Source organism: Nostoc sp. 'Peltigera membranacea cyanobiont' 213, assembly GCF_002245975.1.
Classification (GTDB): domain Bacteria; phylum Cyanobacteriota; class Cyanobacteriia; order Cyanobacteriales; family Nostocaceae; genus Nostoc.
In genome coordinates, this window is sequence record NZ_NOLI01000017.1 from 1 (window position 1) to 26,863 (window position 26,863).

21 protein-coding genes are annotated in these 26,863 nt (G+C 42.8%); 3 read left to right on the forward strand and 18 right to left on the reverse strand.

What is annotated here, in order from left to right; translation table 11 throughout:
* Nucleotides 1-78: 78 nt before the first annotated feature.
* From ruvA to CDG77_RS36280, 5 genes are all read right to left on the reverse strand, one after another.
* A complete protein-coding gene (gene ruvA / locus CDG77_RS07430) occupies nucleotides 79-711 on the reverse strand; it encodes a Holliday junction branch migration protein RuvA (protein WP_094328759.1) in 633 nt (210 codons plus the stop codon).
* Complete coding sequence (locus CDG77_RS07435) at nucleotides 711-1,469, reverse strand: sucrose-phosphate phosphatase (RefSeq protein WP_094328760.1); 759 nt, start codon at nucleotides 1,467-1,469, stop codon at nucleotides 711-713. Before CDG77_RS07435 ends, ruvA begins: the two co-directional genes overlap by 1 nt.
* Nucleotides 1,470-1,645: 176 nt before the next feature.
* On the reverse strand, nucleotides 1,646-2,038 hold the full coding sequence (locus CDG77_RS07440) for a hypothetical protein (RefSeq protein WP_094328761.1): 393 nt from the start codon (nucleotides 2,036-2,038) through the stop codon (nucleotides 1,646-1,648).
* A gap of 105 nt (nucleotides 2,039-2,143) precedes the next feature.
* Entirely contained in the window at nucleotides 2,144-2,455 is a 312-nt protein-coding gene (locus tag CDG77_RS07445; RefSeq protein ID WP_094328762.1) for a DUF1877 family protein, read from the reverse strand.
* Nucleotides 2,442-2,585, reverse strand: coding sequence for a hypothetical protein (locus CDG77_RS36280; protein ID WP_190233922.1), 144 nt, complete (start codon nucleotides 2,583-2,585; stop codon nucleotides 2,442-2,444). The genes CDG77_RS07445 and CDG77_RS36280 overlap by 14 nt, the downstream gene beginning before the upstream one ends.
* A 100-nt stretch (nucleotides 2,586-2,685) precedes the next feature.
* Here CDG77_RS36280 and CDG77_RS07450 point away from each other — a divergent pair, with 100 nt between their 5' ends.
* A complete protein-coding gene (locus tag CDG77_RS07450) occupies nucleotides 2,686-9,351 on the forward strand; it encodes an ATP-binding sensor histidine kinase (protein ID WP_094328763.1) in 6,666 nt (2,221 codons plus the stop codon).
* 90 nt (nucleotides 9,352-9,441) lie between these two features.
* On the opposite strand, the gene CDG77_RS07455 is transcribed toward CDG77_RS07450, so the two are convergent.
* The 8 genes from CDG77_RS07455 to CDG77_RS07490 form a co-directional block, all read right to left on the reverse strand.
* Nucleotides 9,442-13,956: a PAS domain-containing protein gene (locus tag CDG77_RS07455; RefSeq protein WP_094328764.1), complete on the reverse strand. Its 4,515-nt coding sequence runs from the start codon at nucleotides 13,954-13,956 to the stop codon at nucleotides 9,442-9,444.
* Between the two features lie 374 nt (nucleotides 13,957-14,330).
* The gene (locus tag CDG77_RS07460; RefSeq protein WP_094328765.1) at nucleotides 14,331-14,804 is read right to left on the reverse strand and encodes a response regulator; all 474 of its coding nucleotides are present in this window, start codon (nucleotides 14,802-14,804) and stop codon (nucleotides 14,331-14,333) included.
* Nucleotides 14,801-17,059, reverse strand: a complete 2,259-nt coding sequence (locus tag CDG77_RS07465; protein ID WP_094328766.1) for an ATP-binding protein — start codon at nucleotides 17,057-17,059, stop codon at nucleotides 14,801-14,803. Before CDG77_RS07465 ends, CDG77_RS07460 begins: the two co-directional genes overlap by 4 nt.
* Nucleotides 17,060-17,207: 148 nt before the next feature.
* Nucleotides 17,208-17,441, reverse strand: a complete 234-nt coding sequence (gene xseB, locus CDG77_RS07470; protein WP_094328767.1) for an exodeoxyribonuclease VII small subunit — start codon at nucleotides 17,439-17,441, stop codon at nucleotides 17,208-17,210.
* 38 nt (nucleotides 17,442-17,479) lie between these two features.
* Nucleotides 17,480-18,718: an exodeoxyribonuclease VII large subunit gene (gene xseA, locus CDG77_RS07475; protein WP_094328768.1), complete on the reverse strand. Its 1,239-nt coding sequence runs from the start codon at nucleotides 18,716-18,718 to the stop codon at nucleotides 17,480-17,482.
* A 382-nt stretch (nucleotides 18,719-19,100) separates the two neighbouring features.
* The gene (locus CDG77_RS07480; RefSeq protein ID WP_094328769.1) at nucleotides 19,101-20,120 is read right to left on the reverse strand and encodes an aldo/keto reductase; all 1,020 of its coding nucleotides are present in this window, start codon (nucleotides 20,118-20,120) and stop codon (nucleotides 19,101-19,103) included.
* Between the two features lie 111 nt (nucleotides 20,121-20,231).
* The gene (gene petJ, locus CDG77_RS07485; protein WP_094328770.1) at nucleotides 20,232-20,567 is read right to left on the reverse strand and encodes a cytochrome c6 PetJ; all 336 of its coding nucleotides are present in this window, start codon (nucleotides 20,565-20,567) and stop codon (nucleotides 20,232-20,234) included.
* 26 nt (nucleotides 20,568-20,593) lie between these two features.
* A complete protein-coding gene (locus CDG77_RS07490) occupies nucleotides 20,594-20,818 on the reverse strand; it encodes a hypothetical protein (RefSeq protein WP_094328771.1) in 225 nt (74 codons plus the stop codon).
* Nucleotides 20,819-21,009: 191 nt separating this feature from the next.
* Here CDG77_RS07490 and CDG77_RS07495 point away from each other — a divergent pair, with 191 nt between their 5' ends.
* Complete coding sequence (locus CDG77_RS07495) at nucleotides 21,010-21,816, forward strand: histidine kinase (RefSeq protein WP_094328772.1); 807 nt, start codon at nucleotides 21,010-21,012, stop codon at nucleotides 21,814-21,816.
* 239 nt (nucleotides 21,817-22,055) lie between these two features.
* On the opposite strand, the gene CDG77_RS07500 is transcribed toward CDG77_RS07495, so the two are convergent.
* The 5 genes from CDG77_RS07500 to CDG77_RS07515 form a co-directional block, all read right to left on the reverse strand.
* Complete coding sequence (locus CDG77_RS07500) at nucleotides 22,056-22,247, reverse strand: YqaE/Pmp3 family membrane protein (protein ID WP_094328773.1); 192 nt, start codon at nucleotides 22,245-22,247, stop codon at nucleotides 22,056-22,058.
* 127 nt (nucleotides 22,248-22,374) lie between these two features.
* Nucleotides 22,375-22,773, reverse strand: coding sequence for a phage holin family protein (locus CDG77_RS07505; RefSeq protein ID WP_094328774.1), 399 nt, complete (start codon nucleotides 22,771-22,773; stop codon nucleotides 22,375-22,377).
* Nucleotides 22,774-23,186: 413 nt separating this feature from the next.
* On the reverse strand, nucleotides 23,187-23,321 hold the full coding sequence (locus tag CDG77_RS38455; RefSeq protein ID WP_262985140.1) for a hypothetical protein: 135 nt from the start codon (nucleotides 23,319-23,321) through the stop codon (nucleotides 23,187-23,189).
* Nucleotides 23,318-23,647 carry a 2Fe-2S iron-sulfur cluster-binding protein gene (locus CDG77_RS07510; protein ID WP_094328775.1) on the reverse strand — a complete coding sequence of 110 codons (330 nt, stop codon included), beginning with the start codon at nucleotides 23,645-23,647 and terminating at the stop codon, nucleotides 23,318-23,320. The genes CDG77_RS38455 and CDG77_RS07510 overlap by 4 nt, the downstream gene beginning before the upstream one ends.
* A gap of 13 nt (nucleotides 23,648-23,660) precedes the next feature.
* Nucleotides 23,661-25,820: a Tex family protein gene (locus CDG77_RS07515; protein WP_094328776.1), complete on the reverse strand. Its 2,160-nt coding sequence runs from the start codon at nucleotides 25,818-25,820 to the stop codon at nucleotides 23,661-23,663.
* Between the two features lie 460 nt (nucleotides 25,821-26,280).
* On the opposite strand from CDG77_RS07515, the gene CDG77_RS07520 reads away from it, so the two are divergent.
* The gene (locus CDG77_RS07520; RefSeq protein ID WP_317615911.1) at nucleotides 26,281-26,595 is read left to right on the forward strand and encodes a hypothetical protein; all 315 of its coding nucleotides are present in this window, start codon (nucleotides 26,281-26,283) and stop codon (nucleotides 26,593-26,595) included.
* Nucleotides 26,596-26,863: the final 268 nt, after the last annotated feature.

Consider the following 26,863-nt stretch of genomic DNA (forward strand, 5'->3'; position numbering starts at 1 on the left):
GGATTGGGGACTGGGCATTGGGCATTGGGGGAGAGAATAACAAATAACAAATGACTAATGACCAATGACAAATGACAATTAAACTTGTTCGCTACTGAGATGAGCGATCGCTTGTTTAATCCAATCTTCGACGTATGCATCTTTGGGTAAGCCGATATCTTCACTCACTACATGCAGGGCGTGACTGACTTCATGGGCAGTATATCCCAAGGCGAAGAGGGTCATTTGTACCTCTTCGAGAATTCCTGGTGCTGGCCCGCCTGTGGCGACGAAGAAACCGGCTGATTTGCGCCACTCGACCAATTTGCTTTTCAGTTCCAAACAGATGCGTTCTGCGATTTTTTTACCGACACCGGGAGCCTGAATTAAGATTTGTGTATTGCCAGCGATAATTGCTTGGACTAAATCTGGTAGTTCCAGAGTGTCCAAGAGGGCGATCGCTAAAGCTGCACCAATCCCTGTGACAGTCAGCAAGTGGCGAAATAAATCGCGTTCAGATGGCGAAGCAAAGCCATATAAAAAGGGCACTTCTTCCCGAATTTGGAAATGGGTAAAAATTTGCGCTACTCCTCCCGACTCTGGTAACTGGTTTGCTAGCCGTTGGGGAACTTGCAAATCATACCCCAAGCCATTCACTTCCAGAGTCAGAATCACGCGATTAGCGCCAATTGTTTGGATACCAGCGACTATACCTTTTAGATAACTAATCATTACAAGAGACCAAAATAATTTAAGCCTTCAATAATTCCACCTGCACAAAAACATGAAGCCAGGTAGCGGTAGTCAGAGGGATGCTCATTGTGCCATTGGAGTAACTCTTTTCGGGCATTCCCGACAATGATTCCCCGTTCGTTGCCTACAGCAAATAAAGCAATATCATTACCCGAATCACCACAGACAACTGTTTGTTCTGCTGCAAATTTCCACTTCTGGCGTAAAAACTGCATTGCCTGACCTTTATCGCTGCTATGGGGTACAATGTCAAGGTCTATTCCGCTACTGTAGATTAACTTTACATTTAATTTAGATTTCTGCAACTCTGCTTCAAGTTGTGGTAGAACATTCGCAGATACTTCCTGTTCTAGAAAAAAACTCACTTTGAAGGGACGCTGTTCTGAATCTGGTTGCCGAACTAACTCACGGTATTTTCGGGTAATAGATAATACGGTTTCTCGTTCCCATCCTGGAGAGAGAATTTCTGACCAATCTGAGTCTGGTGTATCATTCGCATCAAGGTAAATTTCTGTACCCACGGAGAGGACGAGGGCATCTGGTTGCAAAAGATTTTTTTGAGCTTGGAGTTCTTTGTAAAGTACAGGCGATCGCCCGGTAGAATAAACAATTTTAGTGCCGTATTCTTGGCGATGTTGACTCAGTAATTTATTTAGTTCTGGTAAAGCGCTGTCATCGCCCACAGTCCGATATACGAGGGTATCATCTAGGTCGGTTACAAAAAGAAATGGTTTCATGATTAAAGCTCTTGCAAAATTTCGTTATTCTACCGCGTGAAGAGAATTTTGCAAGAAGTTTACTAAAAATAAAATAAGTTTAAACTTGCGTTTACTGATAACCTAGAAATAATTTTTCATATTGCTTGATTGTAGGTGCGATCGCAATTGGAAATGCTACTCTAACTTCCTAACGATCAATCCAAGCTCCAAGCCTCTCGCTCTTGTCCTTGAATCGACTGTACAGTTCCAAACCTTTCCTCAAGTTTCCGTGGTAAAGTGCCTATGCCAAAGATGTAAACGCAAGATTCTTCGGGTTGAAGTGTCAAAACACTAACTCTGGCTTCGTTATCTTGTAAACGCTCCATCAAAATAGATGCACAGATTTCAACATCTTCAGAAAGCTCATATACTTCCTTTGAAAAGGTGAATCTTTGCTCTAAACTGTTTGCAATTTGGTTAATAACATTCTGTTCAGGCAACGAATTTGTGAAGCGATAGATGTAGGTTCTACAGCACTTTCCATCTTCTAGCTGCTCTAACGGAGGGATGTTTCTCACCTTTATTTGACTTGCATCATATTTATTCATTTTGTCTCACCATTTTGTATATTGAGTTGAGGCTTTGCAAAACTAAATACTAATAATCCCTAATTTTGTTAGGTTTCGTTCCTCAACCCAGCCTACACATTATTATCAAGATATATAAAATAACACTACATCACCACATTTCGCTGCTTCTTGAAAAAACTTGACCAATGAGATGTAGTAATAAGTTAAATACTCTAGCTCATCGTCTCCACTTTTCCATATACCTGGATAAACATTTGCTACTGAAAGTGCTGAAGGATCGAATCGGGTTTGCAGATCAGCTTTGGAAATCTTGCTTAGTACCTTCGCGACTTCTTGCACTTCGTCAGGAGTTAGAAAGCGGGCTGGCCCGAAATCAAAATCTGGGTTTTTTATACTGTAAATTCTAGGCAGCAGTTTCTCGTTATTCATCATCATAATTGCAACCTTCTTCACAACTAGAAGGACTCTTACGTTTAACCATTAACCTCTCTGTGTTCTCTGCGCCTCTGCGGTTCGTTAATCTTTTATTTACATAACCAGCGATCGCTAACTTGCAGTTTCTCATACAAGCAATACATCCAAAACCTAAATAATTACCAAAATTTGTTACACAAGATGTTCTATAGGGAATTCTAAATTGACTAAAGAAACTCCCCGCAAAAGCTATGAGCGCAAAAGTAGATATAACTGTAACACTGGCAGGCTACCAAATTAGAGAGCAACTATATTCAGGTTCGCGCACACTCGTGTATCGCGCGGTCAGAGAAGCAGATAACCAAGCAGTTGTAATCAAGCTTTTAAAACGGGAGTACCCCACCTTCAGCGAACTAGTACAGTTTCGCAACCAATATTCTCTTGCCAAAAACTTAGATATTCCTGGGATTATTAAGCCCCACAGTCTAGAACCGTATCATAATGGTTATGCTTTGGTGATGGAAGATTTTGGTGGCATATCACTACGACAATTTACTAAAGAACAGCCACAAAACTTAGAGCAATTCCTGATTATAGCCCTACAACTGACAGATATTCTGCACCAGTTACATCAACAACGGGTGATTCATAAAGACATTAAACCCGCTAACATCCTAATTAACCCAGATACCAAGCTGTTAAAGCTGATAGACTTCAGCATCTCCTCCTTATTACCGAGAGAAACCACAGAAATTCAAAATCCTAATGTCCTGGAAGGGACTCTGGCTTATCTGTCACCAGAACAGACGGGACGGATGAATCGGGGGATTGACTATCGCAGTGATTTTTATTCATTGGGAGTAAGTTTCTTTGAGCTACTGACAGGAAAACTGCCTTTTGATTCTCAAGATCCGATGGAGTTAGTGCATTGTCATATTGCAAAACTTCCTCCTAATGTCTGCGATGTCAACTCTGAGATCCCTTTGGTTCTAGGAAATATTGTTCGCAAGCTGATGGCGAAAAATGCGGAAGACCGCTACCAGAGTGCGTTGGGACTAAAACATGATTTGCATCTGTGCAGAGAACAACTGAAAGAAATAGCTAAGATTGAGCATTTCTCCATTGGAGAGCGAGATATAAGCGATCGCTTTGCAATCCAAGAAAAACTCTATGGCAGGGAGCAAGAAGTTAAAATCTTACTAGAAGGATTCGAGCGGGTTGCCAATGGAGCCTCGGAGTTCATGCTAGTGGCGGGATTCTCCGGCATTGGTAAAACGGCGGTGGTGAATGAAGTACATAAGCCCATTGTCCGGCAACGAGGCTACTTTATCAAAGGCAAGTACGACCAGTTCAACCGCAACATTCCCCTCAGTGCCTTTGTCCAAGCCTTTCGCGACTTGATGGGGCAGTTATTAGGCGAAAGTGACACCCAGTTAAAAGAATGGAAGAACAGGATTCTGACAGCCTTGGGGGAAAATGCTCAAGTAATTATTGAGGTAATTCCTGAGTTAGAGCAGATTATTGGACAACAATCCCCAGTAGTGGAACTCTCAGGTAGTGCTTCCCAGAACCGTTTTAATCTGTTGTTCCAAAAATTTATTCAAGTATTCACCACAGTTACACATCCCTTAGTGATGTTTTTGGATGATTTACAGTGGGCAGATTCAGCATCACTGAACTTGATTCAGGTGTCGATCGGCCAGCGAGAAAGCGGCTATATGTTATTGATTGGTGCATATCGTGATAATGAGGTGTCGCTGGCTCATCCCTTGATATTGACGTTAGAAGAAATCAAGAAAACTGGCACTACAGTAAACACGATCGCACTATCTCCCTTAAGTCAAGAAAGTTTAAATTTGCTGGTTAAGGATACATTGCAATGTTCAGCAGCGATCGCGCAACCTTTAACCCAGCTAGTCTATCAAAAAACCCAAGGAAACCCATTTTTCAGCACACAGTTTCTCAAGGCACTACACGAAGAGGGAGACATTGAGTTTGCTCCTCAAGTTGGACATTGGCAGTGTGATATTAGTTATGTGCGATCGCTCTCCCTCAGAGATGACGTGGTAGAGTTCATGGCAATGCAGTTGCAGAAATTGCCAGTTGCCACTCAAAATGTCCTGAAACTTGCAGCGTGTATTGGTAACTCTTTTGATTTAGCAACATTGGCGATTATCTATGAAAAGTCTCAAGCTGAAACTGCTACTGACTTGTGGAAAGCCCTTCAAGAGGGATTAGTTATTCCCAGCAATGATATTTACAAGTTTTATCAGTCAAAATCAGAGTCGCAGATTGAGGAGAATGGACAGTTACAAGCAGCACTAACTGATGAAAAAGTGATTGTTTCTTACAAGTTTCTGCACGATCGCGTCCAACAAGCTGCTTATTCGCTCATTCCCGACAACCAAAAACAACTGATGCACTTAAAAATTGGGCGATTGCTCTTAAGTGTAATGAACGAAGCGGAAAAAGAGGAAAAAATCTTCGAGATTGTTAATCAATTAAATAAAGGATCTGATTTAATTGTCTTAGCAACTGAACAGGAGAGATTAGCAAAACTAAATTTAGCTGCTGCCCAAAAAGCAAAATCTGCAACTGCTTACGTCGCAGCAATTGAATACGCCACTAAAGGCATACAACTGCTCGCAGGAAGTTGTTGGCAGCAATGCTATGATTTAACGTTGGCTCTCCACGATCTAGCCGCAGAAGTAGCCTGTCTGAGCAGTGACTTTAGGCTTATGGAGCAGATAGTTGATGAGGTAGTACAAAATGCTCGTCAATTACTAGACAAAGTGAAGGTCTATGAAGTCAGAATTTTGGCTGATGTCGCCCAAAGTAATCAGCCTAAAGCTATTAAAACTGCTCTTTCTATTTTAAAATTATTTGGAGTGTCGTTTCCAGAGCAGCCGACTAACGCAGATATTACTGAAAGTTTACAACAAACTCAAGATGTATTAAAAGAAAAACATTTAGAATATTTGTTAGAACTGCCTGAGATGAAAGACTTGAAAGCTTTGGCAGAGATCAGAATTTTAGCGACTGTGACAGCAGCAGTCTATCAAGCGGTTCCAGAATTACTGCCATTAATCGTGTGCAAGCAGGTGAGATTATCAGTTGCTTATGGGAATGCGGCGGTATCAGCACAGGCTTATGCTTGGTATGGAGTAATTTTATGCGGTATTGGAGAAATAGATTTAGGCGATCGCATTAGCGAACTGGCAATGGGATTATTATCACGCTTCGAGAGTAGAGAATTTAAAGCCAGCACGATTAACATGGTTTATCCCTTCATTAAACCTTGGAAACATCATATTCAAGATTCACTCGCTCCTTTGCTCGATGGATACCATAGCGGTTTGGAGATGGGCACTTTAGAATATGCTGCCTACTGTGCCTACAATTATTGTTCGCTGTCCTTTTTTCTGGGAAAAAATTTGTCAATTTTAGAACCAGAGATGAAGGTTTACAGTCAGGCATTGGCTCAACTTAAACAGGAAGTGGCTCACAATTATCTCAGAGTTTTTTACCAATCCGTCTTAAATTTCCTGGGAGAGAGTAAGTGTGATTGGGAAATTAAAGGTGTAGTATATGACGAAGAAATCATGTTGCCCAAGCATCAACAGGCTAACGACCTTTATGCAATGGGAACACTCTATATAAATAAACTAATTCTTTGTTACTTCTTCAATGAGTGGGAGCAAGCCATAAAAGTGGCAGTTGATGCCAAACAATATTTAAATGGTGTATCCGGCTGTTTCATGATTCCGGTGTTTCACTTTTACGATTCATTGACTCATCTGGCGATGTTACCCAACGCCCAAGGTAAGGAAGGTAATAGTTTGCCCCAGGAAGTTATTGATAATCAAAAGAAGTTGAAAGAATGGTCAAACCTAGCACCTAAAAACCATTTACACAAATTTTATTTGGTTGAAGCAGAACAGTATCGGGTGTTGGGGCAGATGTATGAAGCTATGGATTACTACGATCGCGCGATCGCATCCGCCAAAGCAAATGCATATATTCAAGAAGAAGCACTAAGCAACGAATTAGCAGGCAAATTCTACCTCCAATGGGGCAAACAAAAACTGGCTCAAGCATATATACAAGAAGCGTATTACTGCTACGCTCATTGGGGAGCTAAAGCCAAAGTCACCGATTTAGAACATCGCTATCCTCAGCTTTTGGCTGCAATTGTGCAACAACGGCAACCGTCACTTACACCATCTGATACAATTTTTGCCCCAGCTTTTCATTCTACTGAAACTTCTAGCTCAAGCAGCATTACAGAATCGCTCGATCTGTTAACTGTTCTCAAAGCCTCTCAAACTCTTTCTGGTGAAATTCAATTAGAAAAACTCCTAGCCGCCTTGCTTCGGATAGTAATTGAAAATGCTGGGGCAGAAAAATGCGTGTTAATGCTGCTGCGGAGCGATTCACTAGACGATACCACGGGCGATCGCTTGGTGATTAAAGGGACTGTCACCGCTAATACTCAACCCATCGTTCTGCAAAGAACTCCAGTCGAAGAAAGCGAGGATATTCCTCTGAGACTGATTTATCACGTCAAACATTCCTTAAAACCTGTGGTGTTGGCAGATGCGACTACTCATCCAACCTTTGCCAGCGACACTTACATTTTGAACCAACAGCCAAAAAGCATTTTATGTAGTCCGATTCTCTACCGGGGTAAATTCGCAGGTATCCTCTATTTGGAGAATAACTTGACGACTGGGGCATTTACTAGCGATCGCGTCGAGATGCTGAACCTGTTATGTACTCAAGCCGCTATTTCTCTAGAAAATGCTCGTCTCTATGAACAGGCACAACAAACACTAGCAGAACTGCGTGCCAGTGAAGCCCAATTCCAGAAGGTGGTTGACAATATTCCAGGGATGGTATTTAAATTCTGTCTGGCTAGAGATGGCTCTTTCTCAACACCTTACGTTAGTTCGGGTTGCTATGACCTGTATGAGGTGGATTCACAGGAAGTAATGGCAGGGGTACACAACCTTCACCTGATGACGCATCCAGACGATCGCTCAATAGTTGAACGGTTAGTTATAAATTCTGCTCGAATGTTAACGCCTTTTAGACTGGAGTGGCGAATTGTGGCTGCTTCAGGCAAAATCAAATGGATTCAATGTGCATCTAAACCAGAACTACAAGCCGATGGCTCGGTGATGTGGGATGGGGTGGTAATTGATATTAGTGATGCCTACGACGAGCTTTGCTTACGCAAACAAGCAGAAGCCGCACTTCAAGAGAAAGAGCAGTTTCTGAGCAGCATCTACAACGGAGCCGAAATGAGCATTTTTGTTGTGGATGTGTCGGAAAATGGTCGCTTCTATTACGCTGGATGGAACGCTCTTTCGGAACGAGCATCTGGAATTAGTAGTGCTGATGCCGTAGGCAAAACGCCTGCTGAAGTGCTCGATCCAGCACAGGCTGAAATTATCCAACAACAGCTTACTGAGTGCGCTAGAACGGAAATGCCCGTTTATCATGAGCAGTGTCTAACCTTTGATGGGCAGGAAAGCTGGTGGATGATCAATTTCAACCCACTCAAGAATAATGAGGGACGGATTTACCGGATTATTGGCACAAGCTTTGAAATTAGCGATCGCAAACGCGCTGAAGCTGCTGTGCAAACTTCTGAGAAAAATCTCCTCACCATTTTTAATAACGTTAATAATGCCATCCTTGTTCATGACTTGAATGGTGTGGTTTTAAATGCTAACGATTCGGCCTTAAAACTCTATGAACTAGACAAAGACGAAATTACACGAATCTCTGTCTTGGAACACTGTTCTGCACCCGATAATCCCTTTCACCTGGCTCCAGACTTTTGGGCAAGGGCATTAACTGGAGAAACCGTTAACTTTGAGTGGAAAAGTAAAAAATTCAGGGATGGTACAGTCTTTGATACCGATATCACACTTAGTAGAATTATTCTGGATGGTGAAACGGTGATTCTTGGCAATATCCACGATGTCAGCGAACAGCAAGCTGCACTTCGTGAACGCAAACGCGCTGAAGCTCAATTGAATCAGCGCACAGTAGAACTAGAGCAAACCCTGCAAGAACTCCAGCACGCCCAAACACAGATGATCCAATCCGAGAAAATGTCAGGATTGGGGCAACTGGTGGCAGGTGTTGCCCATGAAATCAACAATCCAGTCAACTTTATTTTCGGCAATCTTAGCCATGCGAATGAATACACCAAAAATATTCTCAGACTCCTGGAACTTTATCAGAAACATTACCCAAATCCCGATTCTGAGATTGAAGAAGAAATTGAGGCGATGGATTTGGAGTTTATCCTAGAAGACTTACCCAAACTGATTTATTCGATGCGAGTTGGAGCAGAACGCATTCAAAAAATTGTTGTCTCTCTACGCACTTTCTCCCGCATGGATGAAGCCGAGATGAAAGAGGTCAATATTCATGAGGGCATTGATAGCACACTAATGATTCTGCAACATCGGCTGAAAGCGAAATCTGATTCTCCTGGCATTGAGATTGTCAAAGATTATGGGGAGTTACCGTTAGTCGAGTGCTATGCCGGACAACTCAACCAAGTGTTTATGAATCTTTTGAGCAATGCCATTGATGCGCTAGAAGAAGCAAACACTCAAAACCAACTATTAAATCCTACCATTACGATTTGCACTGTCCTGGTAGAAAGCAAACAAGTTGTCATTAAAATCACAGATAATGGGACTGGAATTCCTGCTCATATCAAGCAAAAATTGTTCGATCCATTCTTTACGACAAAACCTGTCGGCAAAGGCACAGGAATGGGACTTTCCATTAGTTATCAGATTGTGGCTGAAAAACACAAAGGCAAATTATATTGTGTTTCCGAACTGGGGCAGGGAGCCACATTTATCGTGATGATTCCAATTTGCCAATCTTGATTTGTCATTTGTCATTTGTCATTTGTCATTTGTCATTTGTCATTTGTCATTTGTCATTTGTCATTTGTCATTTGTCATTTGTNATTGGTTTCATTTCGTCTGTGCGAGTGCCACCACAGCTTGAACTAACTCTTCTGGATCGAGGGGCTTGGTAACGTGCCGTTGATAGCCACTGGCTATGGCTCGTTCAGAATCATCAACTCTGGCGTAGGCAGTCAAAGCGATCGCCCGAATGTGTCCGCCTTTTTCGGGGGGTAAAGTTCGGATCTGTTGAATTAGGTTATAGCCATCGACTTCAGGCATCCCAATATCACTGACTAAGACATCGGGTTGGAAGGACTCCAAGTTTGCCAGTACTTCTGCCGCCGAAGTAACAGTCTTAACTGTCGCTCCGTATTCAGTCAGCAATACGGTTAATAGCTCGCGGGCATCGGGATCGTCATCGACTGTCAAGACTCGAATTCCGGTGAGTTCGAGTGCTGGTTGTGACAACTCATCTATCTGCTTGATTTCCGGTTCAATATTCAGCAGTGGTAACTGGACTGTAAAGGTGGCTCCAAAGCCTTCACCAGGACTATCAGCCGCGATCGCGCCGCCGTGAGCTTCAACCAATTGCCGGACGATCGCTAACCCCAATCCTAACCCGCCATACTTGCGGGTAATTGAGACATCTTCTTGACGGAATGACTCAAAAATATATGGGAGAAAGTCAGGGCTAATGCCTCTGCCAGTGTCACTAACGATAATGTGTGCCCGATCGTCAACTCGCTCTAGTCGGATTTCTACCCGTCCTCCCTTGGGGGTAAACTTGATCGCGTTGGAAAGTAAATTCCAAACGATCTGTTGAAGGCGGTTGGAATCTCCAGAGACTTGCCCAATATTTGGTAGTATTGGATGCAAAGCAATTGATTTGGCAATGGCTGCCGTAGTTACCGTATCAATCGCAGCTTCAATTACAAAAGCTAGATTCACAGGAGCAGCATCAATGCTGAGTTTTCCGCGCAGAATCTTGGCGACATCGAGCAAGTCATCAATCAGTTGAGTTTGTAATTTAGCATTGCGTTCAATGGTGGCTAAGGCTTCGGCTGTTTTTGCTTCACTAAATTTGCGGGTTTGCAGCAGTTTTGTCCAGCCGAGAATTGGGTTAAGTGGCGATCGCAATTCATGGGAGAGAACGGCAAGAAACTCATCTTTAATCCGATTGGCGCGTTCGGCTTCGGCTCTGGCTAGTTTCTCCTGTTCCAACAGTTGCTCCCGTTCTTGCTCGGCAAGTTTGCGATCGGTAATGTCAAGGGCCGCTAGAATTGCGTAGAGAGGTTTTTGCTCTGCACTTGTCGGGTCAACGAAAGTCCGTTTGCGAACGCTTAACCACCGCACGCTGCCATCTGGCCAAACCACGCGATGGTCGCGTGCAAATAGACTAGAAGCAGCAGGATCTGAAAGATAATCGATTAATTGAGCAAGTTCGGCCTGTTCTTCTGGATGAAATGTCGCGTGGATCCGCTCGCGGGAGACAACTAGTTCATCGACGGGTAAACCGTATAAAGCGGCTGCTTCTGGCGAAAGCTCGACTATATTCGATGTATAATCAAATCTAGCAAGGGCAAAATCGGCAATTTGCATCCCCAATTGCAAGCGCTCTTCCGATTCATACAAGTGTTGTTCAGCAAGTTTGCGATCGGTGATATCTTGCACGTTGCCCAACATCCGTACCGCGTTGCCAACGGTATCATAAAATACTTTACCTTTAGCCACTAACCAGCGAATGCCATTGTGATGTAGGATACGGAAATCACTTTCATAATGCTCTTGTTGTTGCTGGATGGTACGAGTCACCGCTTCATGGGCTGAGGTGCGATCGTCTGGGTGCAGGCAGCTTAACCACTCTTCATAGGTAATTGACTCTGTGGTTGGGTCAAACCCAAACAAATTGCAGTACTCTTCAGAGACATGAGCGCTGTTGCGGATAATGTCCCAATCCCATAGTCCCGATCGCGTGGCTTTGTATGCTAGCTTTAATCGGGCTTCACTCTCCTGCAATAGGAGTTCTGTCTTTTTGCGCTGGGTGATGTCTCGTGAAACCAACAAGACTCGTTCCATCTGCCCGGAGGCATCCAGAATCGGGCTAACGACCACTTCCCACCATTTGGGAGTGTTTTTGATAGTTGGACAGTATCCGCGAAAAACGCTGATTTTGCCTACTTTAGCGGCAGCGAGTGCCTGCTCTGCCTGTTGCCGATAGTTGCCTTCCCAGAAACAGACCCATTCAGTATTAATATAGGAATCTAAGTCGTCAATTTCCATCAAACACAGCCCGCCTGTATTCATGTACAGGAGCCGCCCATCCAGGCTCAATACTTTGATGCAGTCTGAACTGCTCTCTAAAATGCGGTTCTTAAATTCTTCACTCTGGCGCAGGGCTTCTTCGGTTTGTTGGCGAGCGGTAATATCTCGCCAGGTGGCAACAAATCCATCTCCAAATTTAGCCACGCGGATATCAAATGCTCTAACTAAGCGTTGTTGTCCGTAATCATCCTCATAAACTAGGCTGTCTTTAATCAGCCCTTTCCCTGTTTCTACTACCTGACAGTACTCATCAAACAATCCACTATCCCGATGCCCTGGTAGTAATTCACACAAACCCCGCCCAATCTGCTGCTCATAAGTCATTTGATTGTTGAGACAGGCCGCATCATTGACATATTCAGTCCGAAAATCGATAATCTGCCCCTGCTCGTTCCGGATCGCCCGGTATACCCCAAAGCAGTCCAGCATATTTTCAACCGATGTGCGGAAGCGTTCTTCACTCTGTTGTAGGGCTGCGAAAGAGCGTTTGCGTTCGCTAATGTCTTCGGCAATACCTGCAAACCGATAAATCTCTCCTGCTTCATCTCGAAGGGGAAAGCAGCGATCGTGAACCCAACGAATATTACCATCGGGTAAGACGATCCGGTATTCTTCATCAAATTGACCTGCGACTGCTTTTTCATGAAAGGCTTTGTCAGTCGATTCTCGATCCTCTGGGTGAATCCGATCGACCCATGATTGTTGTCCTTGATACAATTCCTCTGGGTTCAATCCCCACAGTCTTTGATATGCAGGACTAACATAGCTGACTCGGTTTTCGTACACCTCTTTGATCCAAAATACCGCCTCAATATTTTCTGCGAGTTGCCGAAAACGTTCTTCACTATCCCGCAGAACCTGGGCTGAACGTTTGGGTTCGGTGATATCTAAATCAATACCCGCCATCTGAATTGGTTGCCCGTGTTGGTTGTAGAAAACCTTGCCCTGACTGAGTGCCCAGCGAATCTTACCGTTGGGATATACTACCCGAAATTCAATGTCATAGTCTTCTCCGGTGGCGATCGCCCGCTTTCCGGCTGCCAAAACGCGATCGCGATCGTCTTGGTGCAACCGGGCTGCAAACATCTCATAAGAGCCGTCAAACTCTCCTGGTTCCATGCCAAATAAGGCTTCCAGGTTATCCGACCAGGAAATTTTTCCCGTTTGGATGTTCCAGTTCCACGTTCCCATCCGAGAGGCTGACAGAGCCAATTGTAGCCGTTCTTCACTTTGACGTAGTTCCGCTTCTACTTGTTGGCGTTCCTTTAGTTCGTGCTGTGCCTGCTGATACAACTCTGCCTGTCGCAAGGCGATACTCACCTGAATTGCCAGTTCTTTGAGCAAGTCAATCTCTAAGGGCTGCCAAAATCGAGGGGAGGTACAATGATGAGCAATCAGCAATCCCCAAAACTGGTTGTCTTGCAGAATGGGCACGACTAGATTAGCTTTGACTTGAAACTGAGCTAATAATTCAACGTGGCATGGGTCAATACTGCTATCCTGAATATCAGATATCGCGGTTACTTGTCCCTGATGATAGCGTTGGAAATAATTCTCGACAAAAGCGGGATCGTAGCTCAGACCTTCTGATGGATTCCATGCGAGGTAGTTCTCAGCCAGACAGGGATCGTAGATAGTCGAGGAGAGGAGCGATCGCCACTCTGCCCCAACTGATTCTGCGATTACTGTACCATCCCCGTCAGGTTTTAACCGAAAAACTAGGACGCGATCGGTGTGGAGAAACTGCCGGACTTCGGCTACGGTTGTCTGAAGAATTTCATCCAGATTCAGGGATTGGTGAATTTGCTGGGTAATGTGGGCGACTACGCGCTCTCGTTCAATTCGCTGTTGCAATTGGGTGCGTAGCCGCACTGTTTCAATCGCCCCATTCACTGCTATTTGCAGCCCTTCTGGGGTAATTTGCTCTTTGACAATATAATCTTGTGCGCCCGCTTTCATCGCCTGAACTGCGATCGCCTCATTGCCCTGTCCGGTGACGACAATCACAGGTAGGCAGGGCTGTTGGGTTGAGGGTTGCAATTTAGCGAGAAATTCCAGTCCGTCTAGATCGGGCAGTCGATAATCAAGTAAAATGGCATCTGGCTGGTGTTGCTGCCAAAGTTCTAATCCTTGCCGTCCCAGCGTTGCTTCCAAAAATGTATAGGAATACTCGCGATCGCGCAGCAAATACCGCCGATAGAGTTCTCTATCCTCTGGGGAATCATCGACAATTAAGAGGGTGCGCTGTTGCTGAGACATCAGGAACTAATTGAGCCGATAGAGTTTAACCCACATTTTGCAGGTTAACACAGAGGAATTGGTATTTTTTAAATAGCGCTAAAATCCTCATCTATTGTAAAGATTTTAACATACCCTTTGTTTTGTGACTCTGAGTCAAGAAAAATTAGGTATGATTTTTTTTTAAGAGAGTGATGAAAGAGCAATTATAGCAATACAAAAAAATATAATATATACCTAAATACAATCGCCATTAGGCTAATTGCAAATAGAATTTTCAACTACAATAAATTATATTATTTTTAGTGTTTATCTGCCAGGAAAAACTCATAAACGCTCAATATATTATTGGAGTCATCAACGATTAAAAGAATGGGCGATCGCTGAACTCATGACTAATCATCTAAGTAATCAGGCAGCGTTGTCACTTCAAACCAATACTCCACGAGCATCTGAATATCTCGTTTCAGTTGAGCAAAATTAATTGGCTTAACAATATAGCTGTTGACACCATATTGATAGCATACTTCGATATCTTTGGGATTATTAGAGGTAGTAAACACCACCACCGGAATCCTTTTCAAATTGTCATCCAGTTTAATCCGGCGCAACACTTCTCGTCCATCGGTTCCGGGCAGGTTCAGGTCAAGGACAATCAAGCCGGGACGGGGCGCATTTTCACGATTGATATAGCTGCCAGTCCGATAAAGAAACGCCAAGGCTTGTTCTCCATTCACACACCGTTCAATGAGAATCGGAATGGAAGATCGCTTTAGAAATCGTTGCAGTGCCTCAAAGTCTTCGTTGCTGTCCTCCACAACTAAAAGCAGTGGCGTTTGCTGGACAGGGGAGGCTGAAATACTAGTCATTTGTTTACCTCCACCGACAGAGTAAAGTAAAATGTACTACCAAGAGTTGGGGTAGATTCTACCCAAATTCTACCACCATGCCGTTCCACAATTTTGCGGGCAATGGTTAATCCTACTCCAGTCCCACCGCCAAATTCGTCCCGTCCATGTAAGCGGCGGAAGATTTCAAATATTTTGTCAAGATATTCTTGTGAGATACCAATGCCGTTATCACGAACGTAGAAAATAACAGAAGTGGGAGCAATTTTGCTTTCGTCATTTGCTTCGATGAAACCAATTTCAACCCACTTTTGGGGTTTATCATTGTACTTAACGGCGTTGCTCATCAGGTTGCTGAAGAGTTCGTTAATTTGAGCGCGATCGCCTTGAATGTTATTAAGGGGTTGAGGAATGCGAAACTCGACTTCGCTTTGCGGTCGGGCAATAGTCAAAGTTGCGATTACCTGCTGCACTACCTCATTCAGATTCACTGATTGTCGGCTTAGTTCAGCGCGTCCCAACCGGGAGAAATGGAGGAGTGAGTTGATTAGGTCTTCCATTCGCTGCGTTAGCCGCACTAGGGTTTGGAGTTTGGCAATTCCATCGTCATCCAGTACGTCTGCATAGTCTTCCATTAAGAAATTAGCATAGTTGTGAATCCCCCGCAGAGGTTCTTTCAGGTCATGGGAGGCAACGTAGGCAAAAGAATCGAGTTCTTCGTTACTGCGTTGTAATTCAAAATTCATCGATGCCATTTTGTCTGCTTGCCGCAACACAACACCCACAACCAGGCTTCGCAGTTCAATAACCGCTTCAACTTCACAGGGTTTCCAGGGTAGGGCAGATCCTTGTACCGTTTCTTGCCATAATTGAAAAGATTTGCGAGGAGATATGCGTAAACTGCCATCGGACGAAACTTCCACAGGTTTGTTGGGGTTGCCGCCCCAATTCACTGTTTGAATTACCTCCGGGCGAAACCAGAGAATGTAATTGTGATGAACTCTAGAAATTTCCAGGGCTAACACCCCACTGGCGATCGCTTGAAATGACTCAGCAGCAGGATAATTTTTCGCCAGCGATCGCGTCTCAAACAAGTTATGAAAAAAGTGAGGTTTAATCCAATTAAGTAAGGCGTGAACCTCTTCCTCCGATGGCGTTTTCCCGACTCGAATATACTGGTTATCACTGCATATTACTGCTCCAGTAGCGCTAACCAGATTGAGTAATTGAGATTTCAGTTGCACCATGCCATCTCGGAAATACTCAGCCTGAGACAACTCTTCAACAAATTGAGTTTGCAATGATTTCAATTGACTTTTGTAATCAATGTCTTCACTCGCTTCTTTGTTTACTAATTCCACAGACATCACCTGTCCAATGAACTCGCACATAGTGCGGATATTGTAAGAAACATATTTGGGCGAAGAATGATGACAGGCAATCAATCCCCAAAGCTTTTGTTCGTGCATCAGAGAAATAGACATGGAGGCGGTTACACCCATATTTTGCATGTACTCTAGATGAATTGGAGAAACACTCCGCAACACCGACAGACTAAGATCGAGCGGTTGATTTGTCAAAGGATTGTTCGCTGGAATTAAGCCGACAGGCTGGTAGCTGGCATCTGGAATCAGTCGCAGCCAGTTGAGGGTGTATAGCTGTCGGGCTTGCTTGGGAATGTCAGAGGGCGGATAGTGTAAGTCTAGATAGGGCATTTCCAGACTGGTATCTTCAGCGATGACCCTGCCTGCCCCTTCGCTATCGAATTGATAGACCATGACGCGTTCAAAGCCAGTAATTCGCCGGACTTCTGTAACCACAATCTGACACATTTCCAGTAGCGTGGGTGCTTTTTGAATGCGGGTAATAGTTCCTCTTACCTGTTGATAGAAGTCAAAAAAGCCTGCTTTGCCTCTAGCTTTTTTCTGCTCCAATTCGAGAATAATAGTAGTATCTAAACGATGTACAATCCCATCAAAATGAATTGATTTATTCAGACACTTGATAGACAAATTTAGGGGATTGATGCTCTCAAAATCCTCTGCTAAACATTGTTGAATCAGCTTAATCTGCTTGGCATCAAGTAAATCTGATAGCGGCTTCCCCAACAATTTTTCCGGTTGACGACCAATAACTTCTTGGGTATTGCTGCTTACCTGAATAATTTCCAGAGTGGGATCTTGCAAAACTAGTAAAACCCCGTGAGGCTGGATCAGATTCGGAATGTGGATCGGTTCGCGATCGCAGTTTTTCAAATCAATAGTCTCATCAGTCATTCTCAGCTTTTCAAACTCCTCATTAGGATTGGGGATTGGGAAGATTTAAATATGAGTGGAAACGGAGATTTACTAAAAATTATTATTATTTATTTTTAACTAGTTTGACTTTTTAATTATATTTAACTCTCACTAAATGCTCTGGCTTTTACTCTTCACTCAAAGTTTCAATCAACAAATCTACCTGCTGCTGTCGCTGCTGCAAAAAACTTTCACACTGACGTAAATACTCCACAGCACTTGCAAATTGATCGAACACAGCTTCTAATTCCAACTCACCCGCCTCAATGCGAGTAATAATTCCCTCTATTTCAGCAACCTTCGCCTCATAATTCCAACCTTCCATCGAATCAGAATTAGAAGCACTTTTACGTTTAATCATTAATCTCTCTGTGTCCTCTGCGCCTCTGCGGTAAGCCGCTACGCGTCTACGTTTACTTCCATAACCTTCACTTTAACGCCACCCTGCCCCAACTGAATCACCAATTCTTCCCCCACAGCCAACTTCGTCGCCGAACGAGCGATCGCTCCATCTTCCGTTCTCACCACCGCATAACCGCGCTGTAACACTGCTTTCGGGTCAAGACTAGCCAACTTTTGCCGCAATAATTCTAAATACTGCGTTGCTTGCTGCGATCGCCCCGTCGTAATTTGCACCAAATGCTGACGCTTCCAAGCTAGCTTTTCCACCTCCTGCTGCACTTGCCGATCTAACCGCAAACGTCGCAAACGATTTCGCAATCCTTGGAGTTTATTCTCAGCATTTTCCCTAAACTCATACACCGCATCATGTAAAGCCACAACTCGCTGCCGATGCTCAGTATACAACTCTAAAAGTGCCGGTACAACCCTTTCCGCCGCCGCAGTGGGTGTATGCACACAGACATCTGCAACTAAATCCGCCAAAGATTCATCTCGTTGATGGCCAATGCCAGTTATTACCGGAATAGAACAACTAGCAAGCGATCGCACCACGCGTTCATCATTAAAGCAAGCCAACTCTTCCACCGCGCCACCACCCCGCGATAAAATTAGCACTTCGGCGCGTCCATCTCTTTCCACCCGCTCAATTGCTTTAACGATAGATTCCGGCGCTTGCTCGCCTTGTACTGTCGCGGGAGAAAATAAAATGTGTAAACCTGGATACCTTTGTTTGAGAGTTTTTTGAATATCACCCCAAGCAGCAGCCGTTGGGGAAGTGACGACAGCGATGGTTTGCGGGTGGGTGGGGAGCGATCGCTTTCTTTGCGCGTCGAATAAACCCTCAGCCAGCAAGCGATTTTTTAGTTGTTGATAGCGCAATGCCTGTAAACCAACACCAGCAGGTAAAGTCTGCCAAACTGATAACTGATACTCTCCCCGTTGCGGATACAGGCGAATACTACCCAAAATAATTATCTGCTCGCCAGCAACTGGCATTTGGGCGAGTTTTGGCAATTGGCTATTCCATACCACACATTTAATTCCGGCGGTGCGATCGGGATCTTGCAGCGTAAAAAATAACCCACTGCGATGGTGGTTAGTGCTGGAAACTTCGCCAGTTACCCAAACTTGCCGTAATTGTTCATCTTGCTCTAACAGCAAGCGGATATAGTCAGTTAATCCAGATACTGAAAGCGCAGTATTGAGAATGAGAGGGTCGGGAAGATCGAGAGTCATCAAAGATGCCTGAAAGCATTTGTGCTGGAGAGATTCTAGCATTTTAATGAAAACAGAAGTTTAGTCTATTCAAAGCCCCAAACATAATTTCTCCCCGATCTTCCCCAATCCCTTTTACTAAGCAAAGGCAATTTTCAGAACGGCTAATTGTCTCACTAACATCATTTCTCCGGTATTGATATCCAAAGTAAATAGAGAATTTATTGGCTTTAATCTTCCACTAAATCAAAGATTTAGTGGAAATAGATCGAGACGCAGTGTGGTCTTCAAGACGCTTGAGACTCGCTAGCAGTGGTGTGGTATCTGTAATTTGAATCAGGGAAAGCTGTTAGCCTTCATCCCTCATCTGAAACACTGGTGTATATCACCCTTTTGCTGATAATTATCGCCGATATTCGTCGCCACAATCGCCGATTAGCTGATACAAATCTCGTGATTGGCGAGATACGGCAATGATGCGATCGCGATCGTCAGTATCTAAACTAAAACTAAATGCTTTGGCGTTATCTTCTATATGTTCAGATACACCAAGTCTGGCACCAACTATCACACCGCCCACCGTTGGCCGATCTAAAATGTAACGTACTGCTACGTTGGAAATGCTTACTTTATGCTTATTAGCAATTTCCTTCAAGATAGCTAGCAACTCTTGAAATAATTGCCAACCACCCCAAGCATCGATCGTATTTTTATATTTTTTCAAACTAGCAGTGGAGAGATCGAATCCTTGTGGTTCTGGTTTGCCTAAATAGTTTTCTGATAACAAACCGCCGCACAGCGTACCGTAAGTAAAAAGCTTTATGTCATGCTGTTGACAAAACTCCACCATATTAACTTCGGGACGGCGATCCACCAGGGAAAATTGTACTTGGTTAGAAACAATCTTGATACCTGCTTCAGTAATAATCTTCAGGTTTTCTGTGTCAAAATTTGTTAAACCTAGATGCTTAATTTTACCCTCAGTTTGAAGTTCTGCCATATATTTGAGGGCATCTAGGTAATTTTTATCCTGATATTCCCACCAGTGGAATTGCATTAAATCTAACGATTGCACATTCATCCTTCTCAGGGAAATATCAATATTTTCTTCAACCAGTTCTTTTGTGATTTTACCTGGACGAGGTACCCATTTTGTAAAGGCTTGCACCTGAGATAAAGCATCTTTACCACGAGTATCAATTAGTTGACAGCGAAACTCACCAATAAAGTCTTCTGCGGGGCCATAATGATCTGCTAAATCCCAAGTGGTAAAGCCTGCATCTAAATATTTGAACATAGTCTCAATGGCGGCTTGAGGATTGATCTGTCCGTGTGCGCCGGAGACTTGCCACATCCCATTTAATATACGGGAAATATTTAAATCAGGAGTGAATTGGAGACGGCTGGCTGCGGGTAAGTTCATTTTCAATTTATGAGTGAAAATTTAGCAATGGGAAGACTTAAGAATTACTAATAGATAAATCATAACTGATAATTCATAATTCCTAACTTCTAACTCCCAACTCTTAACTTTCTAACGCCAGCCTTTTTCAGCTTGTTCGAGAACATAAGCACTAACGTCTTGAATTTGCTGTTCAGTGAGACGCTCTTTGTAGGCTGACATATTATTTTTACCATTGGTAACTATGGATGTAATTGCCTCTATTGAATCCATTCCATACTTTTTTAGGGCTTGCTTTTTGAGATTTTTTCCACGCCTGACTATGTTGCTACCGTTAATATGACAACCAGCACAATGAACACTAAATATTTGTTCGCCGTTAACTGTGTCTGCCGCACTAGCAGGGAAAGTAAAAGTACTTATCAATAACAAAAATGTTACTAATACTAATGTGAGTATTTTTTTCAATTAACTTCTCCTGATTTGGATAATAACTATAGAGATTCAAAGTCAGTTGTAAATCCAGTAAAATTTGCACAATCTTCTTGAAATGATTCTGCATCGCTAACATCCTCAATTTTGTAGGACATGATGCGTGTACCATCTGGCATTTTTTTGGAACCGATTAATTCACCTTGATACTTTTCTGCGATCGCTTTAAATTCAGTCCCATAAAGCTTCCAGGCATCGCCCGAACAAGTAATATTTACTTGCCACATATTTTCCTCCTAATTACTACCACTAAATATTCATCATCTCACAAATGGTCAACATCCTACACATCACCTCTCTAGGGCTGAAATTTTCTATCTAAAGGAAGTGCCTAACTCAATCAGGCTGCGCCATAATATGGGTGTATGAACATGTCTAGAAACTTTTATCCCAATTAGTTAAATTCCAAGAGTTGAAAATGCCTAACAATATCAAACAACAAATTCAAGCAGACTTGCAACAAGCGAAAGAAACTGGACAATTAAGAACCGATAGAATTAGAGAAATTGTTAAATCGGCAGTTTCTCAAGTAGGTTCTGAGTTTAAACAAGGTTCTAGCGAACTTCGTAGCCTTGTTAGAGATGCAGTTTCTGCTGTAATTGAAAACTTCCAAGAAAAAGGTAGCGAACTCAAAGATGAAGTGACAGCTTCTATTGAAGGAGCGCTGGAAGGAATTAATAGTCAAAGACACGAAGCCATTGCTAAAACTCAGACAGATATCAAGCGGCTACAGGCTCAACTGGATGGTGAGGAAGAAGAACTCCAGCAAGAGGTTGATGTAATCTTGGCAGAGATTGAAGAGACGGGTAAGGAAAAATCTGCTAGTACTAAAACTGCTATTGATTCTGCTGTCAATGCTATTAAAGATAGTGAAGAAGCAGCATTGTTAAAAAAACGTTACGCGCAACTGCAAGCGCAACTAGCGATTGTCCGAGCTAACTTAGCTGCACGCTATGGCGGACGTTCTCTGGAGGTTCAAGATTATCTAGACGAGGCTAAACACTGGTATGATAAAGCCCGTCCCCAAGCTGAGTCCGTAGTTGTACAGGTAGGAGAGAAGCGATCGCAGCTAGAAGATAAACTAGGAGAAGCTGGTACATCCCTCGCGAGAAAAGAGCGTCAAATCAAACAAACATTGCGAGAATTGCTCTTAACAGCAGCTGATTTGTTCAAAGATAAGGATAAGGAACCTGCTGCGAAAGAACGGGAAACTATTCATAAATAGACTAGACTGCTTCTTCACAAAACCCCGACACATATTTTTTCGTAGGGTGTGTTATGCCAAACGCTAACGCACCTTTTAGTATGAAAGCTGAAAAACATCTAAGTTCCTCATATAGTTTGGCACATCTTTTCTTCATAAAGAACTAGTAAACTTCTAGTTTTGCTAGAAAGTAAAATGGTGGGTTACGGCTAAAGCTGTAACCCACCATTTGTTAGGTTTCCTAAAATGAATCTTGCATATTAGTAAGTACGTCCCTCTGGATTAAGTTGTTCTTCATGCTTGGCAATGATCCAAATTGCATGAATACTACCGGGTAGCCAACCTAAAACTGTCAGCAAGATGTTAATCAATAATGTTGGGCCAACTCCAACTGTCAGGAAAACGCCTAAAGGAGGCACTAATAAACCTAGAGCAAAGCGAACTAGTTTCATGATTTTACAACTTTGTAATTTTGTTTAGTTACATTCTTTTGAAGATGCCGAATGAGGAAATCCACCTTCGGATATTTTTTTTGGAGTAGAGAAGTGATGAAATTACTACTTCTCCTCCCTGTAATATTTATCTAGAAGGTAATTCATTTTGGCTTTTGACATCACTACCGCCGGTTAAAAGGCTTCTTTCAACAAAGTAGTTGTTAATGAAAGTATTAGCAAAAGTTAGAATCACTGGCCCCAGAAGAAAACCAATAATCCCACTGACTGAGAAACCAGGAACTAGTACTGCTGCTAACCAAAAACACAAACCGTTGACAACGAGCGAAAATGTTCCAAATGATAAAAAGTTAAGCGGTAGGGAGAGACCAGACAGAACTGGTTTAACTGAACCGTTAATTAGACCAATTACGAAAGCGGCAATCAAAGCTGCCGGGAAATTGGCAATATTAACGCCTGGAACAACTAAATCAACAATTAATAGGCTCAAAGCTGTAGCTAGAGCGGTTAATAATGGTGTCAACATTTTTCTGACCTAATCACTAAAGATGTTTTGTTTGTAACTTCTGATCCGATCTTTAACTATCTGCCAGACTTTCACCTCTCTAGCAAGATAGAATTTGCTTCTACCATTAGGTCTATCATTGAGAAAACTATAGTAGTTATTAGATGGATGCAATACAAAGTAAGGACGCATAGCCCTACGCCCCTATTCTGTTTAACTAATTAATTGCAAGTTTTGCAATTGCCGGAATGGAATTTTTTGTGTTTTTGAGGTGCGTTAAACAGATGATGCACCCACAAATTTAAGATTAATTTAATCAGATTTTCTAGACTCAGGCTTCTATAGGACTCCTATTTGATTTTTGAACAAAATTAGGTATGTAGGGGAGCCAGTGCGTTGCGGAGGTTCCCTCCGTTGTAGCAACTGGCGTTGTGTTAGAACGAAGTTCGTAACGCACCATTATCAAGGGTTTGGTGCTGTACTCTCCGTGCTAACACAACGCCAGTGACGCTCAAGTCGGGAAACCCGCCCATACGACTGGCTTCCCTACGTATCTTTTCAGAAATCAAACCGGATTCCTATAGTAAAGGGCTGACTTATATAAGACTGGTTCTTGATGGGTTTCTAAAGTGCAATTAGACAAAGGGTAAGTTACACAAGTAACAACATAACCAGCCTGTATTTCACTTGGGCGCAGAAATTTTTGCTCGCTTTGATTAACTTCACCACTAATAAGTTTGGCGACACAAGCAGAACATTCGCCTTGTTTGCACCCAGATGGTAGACGGATACCAGCATCTTCCGCTATATCCAGAATATATTGATCGTCTGGTACTTGAATGGTGCGATCTAACCCAATTGTAGGATTGATGAATCGAACTTGATAAACTGCCATCTGCTGCTTAGAATTATTGTTTAACTGCTTTCATCGACAAACTAATCCGCTTGAGTTTCTCGTCGATTTCTAACACCTTCACTTTAACTACTTGTCCGACTTTGACAACTTTGTTGGGATCGTCTATAAATCTATCGGCGAGTTGGGATATATGCACTAAGCCATCTTGATGTACGCCAATATCAACAAAAGCACCGAAGTTGGCGACATTCGTCACGATTCCCTCTAGTTCCATTCCCACCTTTAAGTCCCTAATTTCTTTAATTCCTTCTCTGAAGGTGGCATACTTAAATTCTGCACGGGGATCTCTACCTGGTTTTTCCAGTTCGCTGAGGATGTCGCGTAGTGTGGGTTCGCCAACGCTATCGGTAACATATTTTTTCAGGTTGGTCTTTTTGAGTTTTTCGGCAATTTGTGTCACCTGATTTAACGGCACATTTAGATCGGATGCGATCGCTTCTACTACAGAATAACTCTCTGGATGCACTGCTGTACTATCTAATGGGTTGTCACCGCCACGAATCCGCAGAAAACCCGCCGCTTGTTCAAAAGCTTTTGGCCCCAGCTTTGGAACTTTCAAAAGTTGGCGGCGATTTTTAAAGGCTCCATTCTGATTACGATGAGCGACAATGTTATTGGCAACAGTTGCCGTAATCCCAGAGACGGAAGTCAGAAGTTCTTTAGATGCAGTATTCAAGTCTACGCCGACGTAGTTAACGCAGCTTTCTACAGTGTCATCTAATTTCTTTTTCAACAACTTCTGATCGACATCGTGCTGATATTGTCCCACACCAATGGATTTGGGATCGATTTTCACCAGTTCCGCCAAAGGGTCTTGCAAACGGCGACCAATGCTAATGGCACCGCGCACGGTAATATCTAAATCGGGAAACTCTTCTAGCGCTACACTACTTGCAGAATATATAGATGCACCAGATTCATTCACCATCACTTTAACCGGTTTGCGTTCTATTGTTTGCAATACTTGCGTCACAAACTCCTCTGTCTCGCGGGAGGCTGTACCGTTACCAATGGCGATTAACTCAATCTTATATTTCTCAATCAGATTTTTGACAGTTTGTGCAGCTTTCAAGCGTTGTTCAGCAGCTTGGTGGGGGAAAACCGCTTGGTATTCCAAAAATTTCCCCGTTTGGTCGAGGACTGCAACTTTGCACCCAGTTCTAAATCCAGGGTCTATCGCCAAGGTTGGTTTCATTCCGGCTGGTGCAGATAGCAGCAACTCTCGCAGATTAGTTTCAAATGTCTTGATTGATTCTATGTCTGCGTAAACTTTTTTATCAGAAATTACCTCTCCCATTAGAGATACTTTCATCAAACGATTGAATGCATCCTTCAGCATCCCCTGATAAAAATCTCGAATTGACCGAACTTTGGTTTTAATTTCTTTCGACTCCAGATAGTAAAGTACCGTATCTTCATCAAAAGCGATTTCAAAGCTTAATATTTTTTCGGTTTCACCCCGACACAACGCCAGCATATTGTGAGGTGCAATATTTTTTACCCTAATTTGATAGTTACGGTACATCTCAAATTTGGTTGTACCTTCGGGATAATCATCTTTGATGCGGGAGACAAATATCCCTTCATCTAGAAGATAATCGCGGATATATGCCCGTAATTCAGCTTTCTCAGCAACTTCTTCGGCTAAAATATCAGCAGCACCTTTAAGGGCTTCTTCTGCGGTTTTGACTCCCTTGGTTTCAGAAATATACTTAGCCGCTTCTTCCTCCAGTGAAGCTGTTACAGCATTTTTGAGATTTAGTGACTTGATGAACTCCGCCAGTGGTTCGAGTCCTTTTTCTCTAGCGATAGTGGCGCGGGTACGTCGTTTTGGGCGATAGGGTAAGTATAAATCCTCAAGTTCGGTTTTTTGTAAGCAGGATGAGATTTTGGCTTTCAGTTCATCTGTGAGTTTACCTTGTTGGGCGATCGCACTTAAAATCGCAGATTTTCGTTCTTCCAGTTCTGTTAAATAAGTATATCGATCGGACAGTTCGCGTAGTTGCACTTCATTCATCTCATCGGTGCGCTCTTTACGGTAACGTGCAATAAAGGGAATTGTTGCACCCTCCGCCAAAAGTTCCAGCGCGTTTTGCACCTGATGGGGTTTGAGGTTTATTTCAGTTGCCAGTAGTTGAGGAATATTCAGCATTAGGTGTCTAAAATGAAAAAATGAAAATGCTACTTCTAAAGGTAATACGCTAGATCCTTATCTTGGCGCAAGACCAAAGTTTTAAGCTAATTTACCAAATAAATGATTTCTCACAAAAGTGGAATTTGCGAAATAGACAAAACTCACCTACGCAATTTTTACACTCTATCAATCTACATAGACAAGCAGTCTTAGTATAAAGTTTTACGCTGGCGCGATCGATTGGGAGAGTACTAGGGACTTGCATCACCACAATAAATTGTCTAATTTTACACTTAAACCGAGCTGCATCTAGCATCTCTTCACCTACTGTTAAAGTTAGCTAGACGCACCGCCAGCGAAAAGGATTGATTCACCAAGCTTTTGTGTGCTTCATCTATAGGAAGAATTATTCCAATTGGTGTAATATCCAACCTTGCGTAATCTTGATTTTCTATAATATTTATTTCGATAGACTGTTGTGGCTAAAACCTTATTGGATGTAGAATTAACCACAATTCCAAAAATAACTTCGATTTGTTTTACAAGCAAAACAACTTTTAGCTCAGAGGTTAGTAATATGCCTTTGTTTTTCTTAATACCACTGTGTACTGCTTTAGCCACTGGCTACTTCTTTAAAAAGAGTAATGATGAAATTGCATATCTTTCTGGTGTATTCGCAGCCATTAGCTTGATATTAAGTTTAGTGTTAGCACCCTGGCAGATTCAGTTTGGATTGTTAATCATGGTCTTGATTATGACCAACAGACTTTTGCAGGAGAATCAGTCCAAATAAACTGAAACTACAGGATAAACAACCTAGAGAAATTAAATAATATCAACCATCCCCAACTAGTTTTTTCTCAACTTTAACCTCCTAGAAATTCTCAGATAGCTAGCCCAGTAATGTACTTAAAGACAGAGATTAAAATCTTTTCTTTGGCAAATTATTCTGTTTGAGTAAGGTTTTGAGTGCTTGAGACTCCTTTTTTGAATCGAATATTTACTAATTATGGTAAGCTTGATGTTCTACCTCAGTTCACAAAATCGATGCTGAAGCACTG

Coding starts and splice junctions, on each gene's coding strand:
- ruvA (WP_094328759.1), bottom strand. CDS start 711: ATGATTAGTTATCTAAAAGGTATAGTCGCTGGTATCCAAACAATTGGC.
- CDG77_RS07435 (WP_094328760.1), bottom strand. CDS start 1,469: ATGAAACCATTTCTTTTTGTAACCGACCTAGATGATACCCTCGTATAT.
- CDG77_RS07440 (WP_094328761.1), bottom strand. CDS start 2,038: ATGAATAAATATGATGCAAGTCAAATAAAGGTGAGAAACATCCCTCCG.
- CDG77_RS07445 (WP_094328762.1), bottom strand. CDS start 2,455: ATGATGATGAATAACGAGAAACTGCTGCCTAGAATTTACAGTATAAAA.
- CDG77_RS36280 (WP_190233922.1), bottom strand. CDS start 2,585: ATGAGAAACTGCAAGTTAGCGATCGCTGGTTATGTAAATAAAAGATTA.
- CDG77_RS07450 (WP_094328763.1), top strand. CDS start 2,686: ATGAGCGCAAAAGTAGATATAACTGTAACACTGGCAGGCTACCAAATT.
- CDG77_RS07455 (WP_094328764.1), bottom strand. CDS start 13,956: ATGTCTCAGCAACAGCGCACCCTCTTAATTGTCGATGATTCCCCAGAG.
- CDG77_RS07460 (WP_094328765.1), bottom strand. CDS start 14,804: ATGACTAGTATTTCAGCCTCCCCTGTCCAGCAAACGCCACTGCTTTTA.
- CDG77_RS07465 (WP_094328766.1), bottom strand. CDS start 17,059: ATGACTGATGAGACTATTGATTTGAAAAACTGCGATCGCGAACCGATC.
- xseB (WP_094328767.1), bottom strand. CDS start 17,441: ATGATTAAACGTAAAAGTGCTTCTAATTCTGATTCGATGGAAGGTTGG.
- xseA (WP_094328768.1), bottom strand. CDS start 18,718: ATGACTCTCGATCTTCCCGACCCTCTCATTCTCAATACTGCGCTTTCA.
- CDG77_RS07480 (WP_094328769.1), bottom strand. CDS start 20,120: ATGAACTTACCCGCAGCCAGCCGTCTCCAATTCACTCCTGATTTAAAT.
- CDG77_RS07490 (WP_094328771.1), bottom strand. CDS start 20,818: ATGTGGCAAGTAAATATTACTTGTTCGGGCGATGCCTGGAAGCTTTAT.
- CDG77_RS07495 (WP_094328772.1), top strand. CDS start 21,010: ATGCCTAACAATATCAAACAACAAATTCAAGCAGACTTGCAACAAGCG.
- CDG77_RS07500 (WP_094328773.1), bottom strand. CDS start 22,247: ATGAAACTAGTTCGCTTTGCTCTAGGTTTATTAGTGCCTCCTTTAGGC.
- CDG77_RS07505 (WP_094328774.1), bottom strand. CDS start 22,773: ATGTTGACACCATTATTAACCGCTCTAGCTACAGCTTTGAGCCTATTA.
- CDG77_RS07510 (WP_094328775.1), bottom strand. CDS start 23,647: ATGGCAGTTTATCAAGTTCGATTCATCAATCCTACAATTGGGTTAGAT.
- CDG77_RS07515 (WP_094328776.1), bottom strand. CDS start 25,820: ATGCTGAATATTCCTCAACTACTGGCAACTGAAATAAACCTCAAACCC.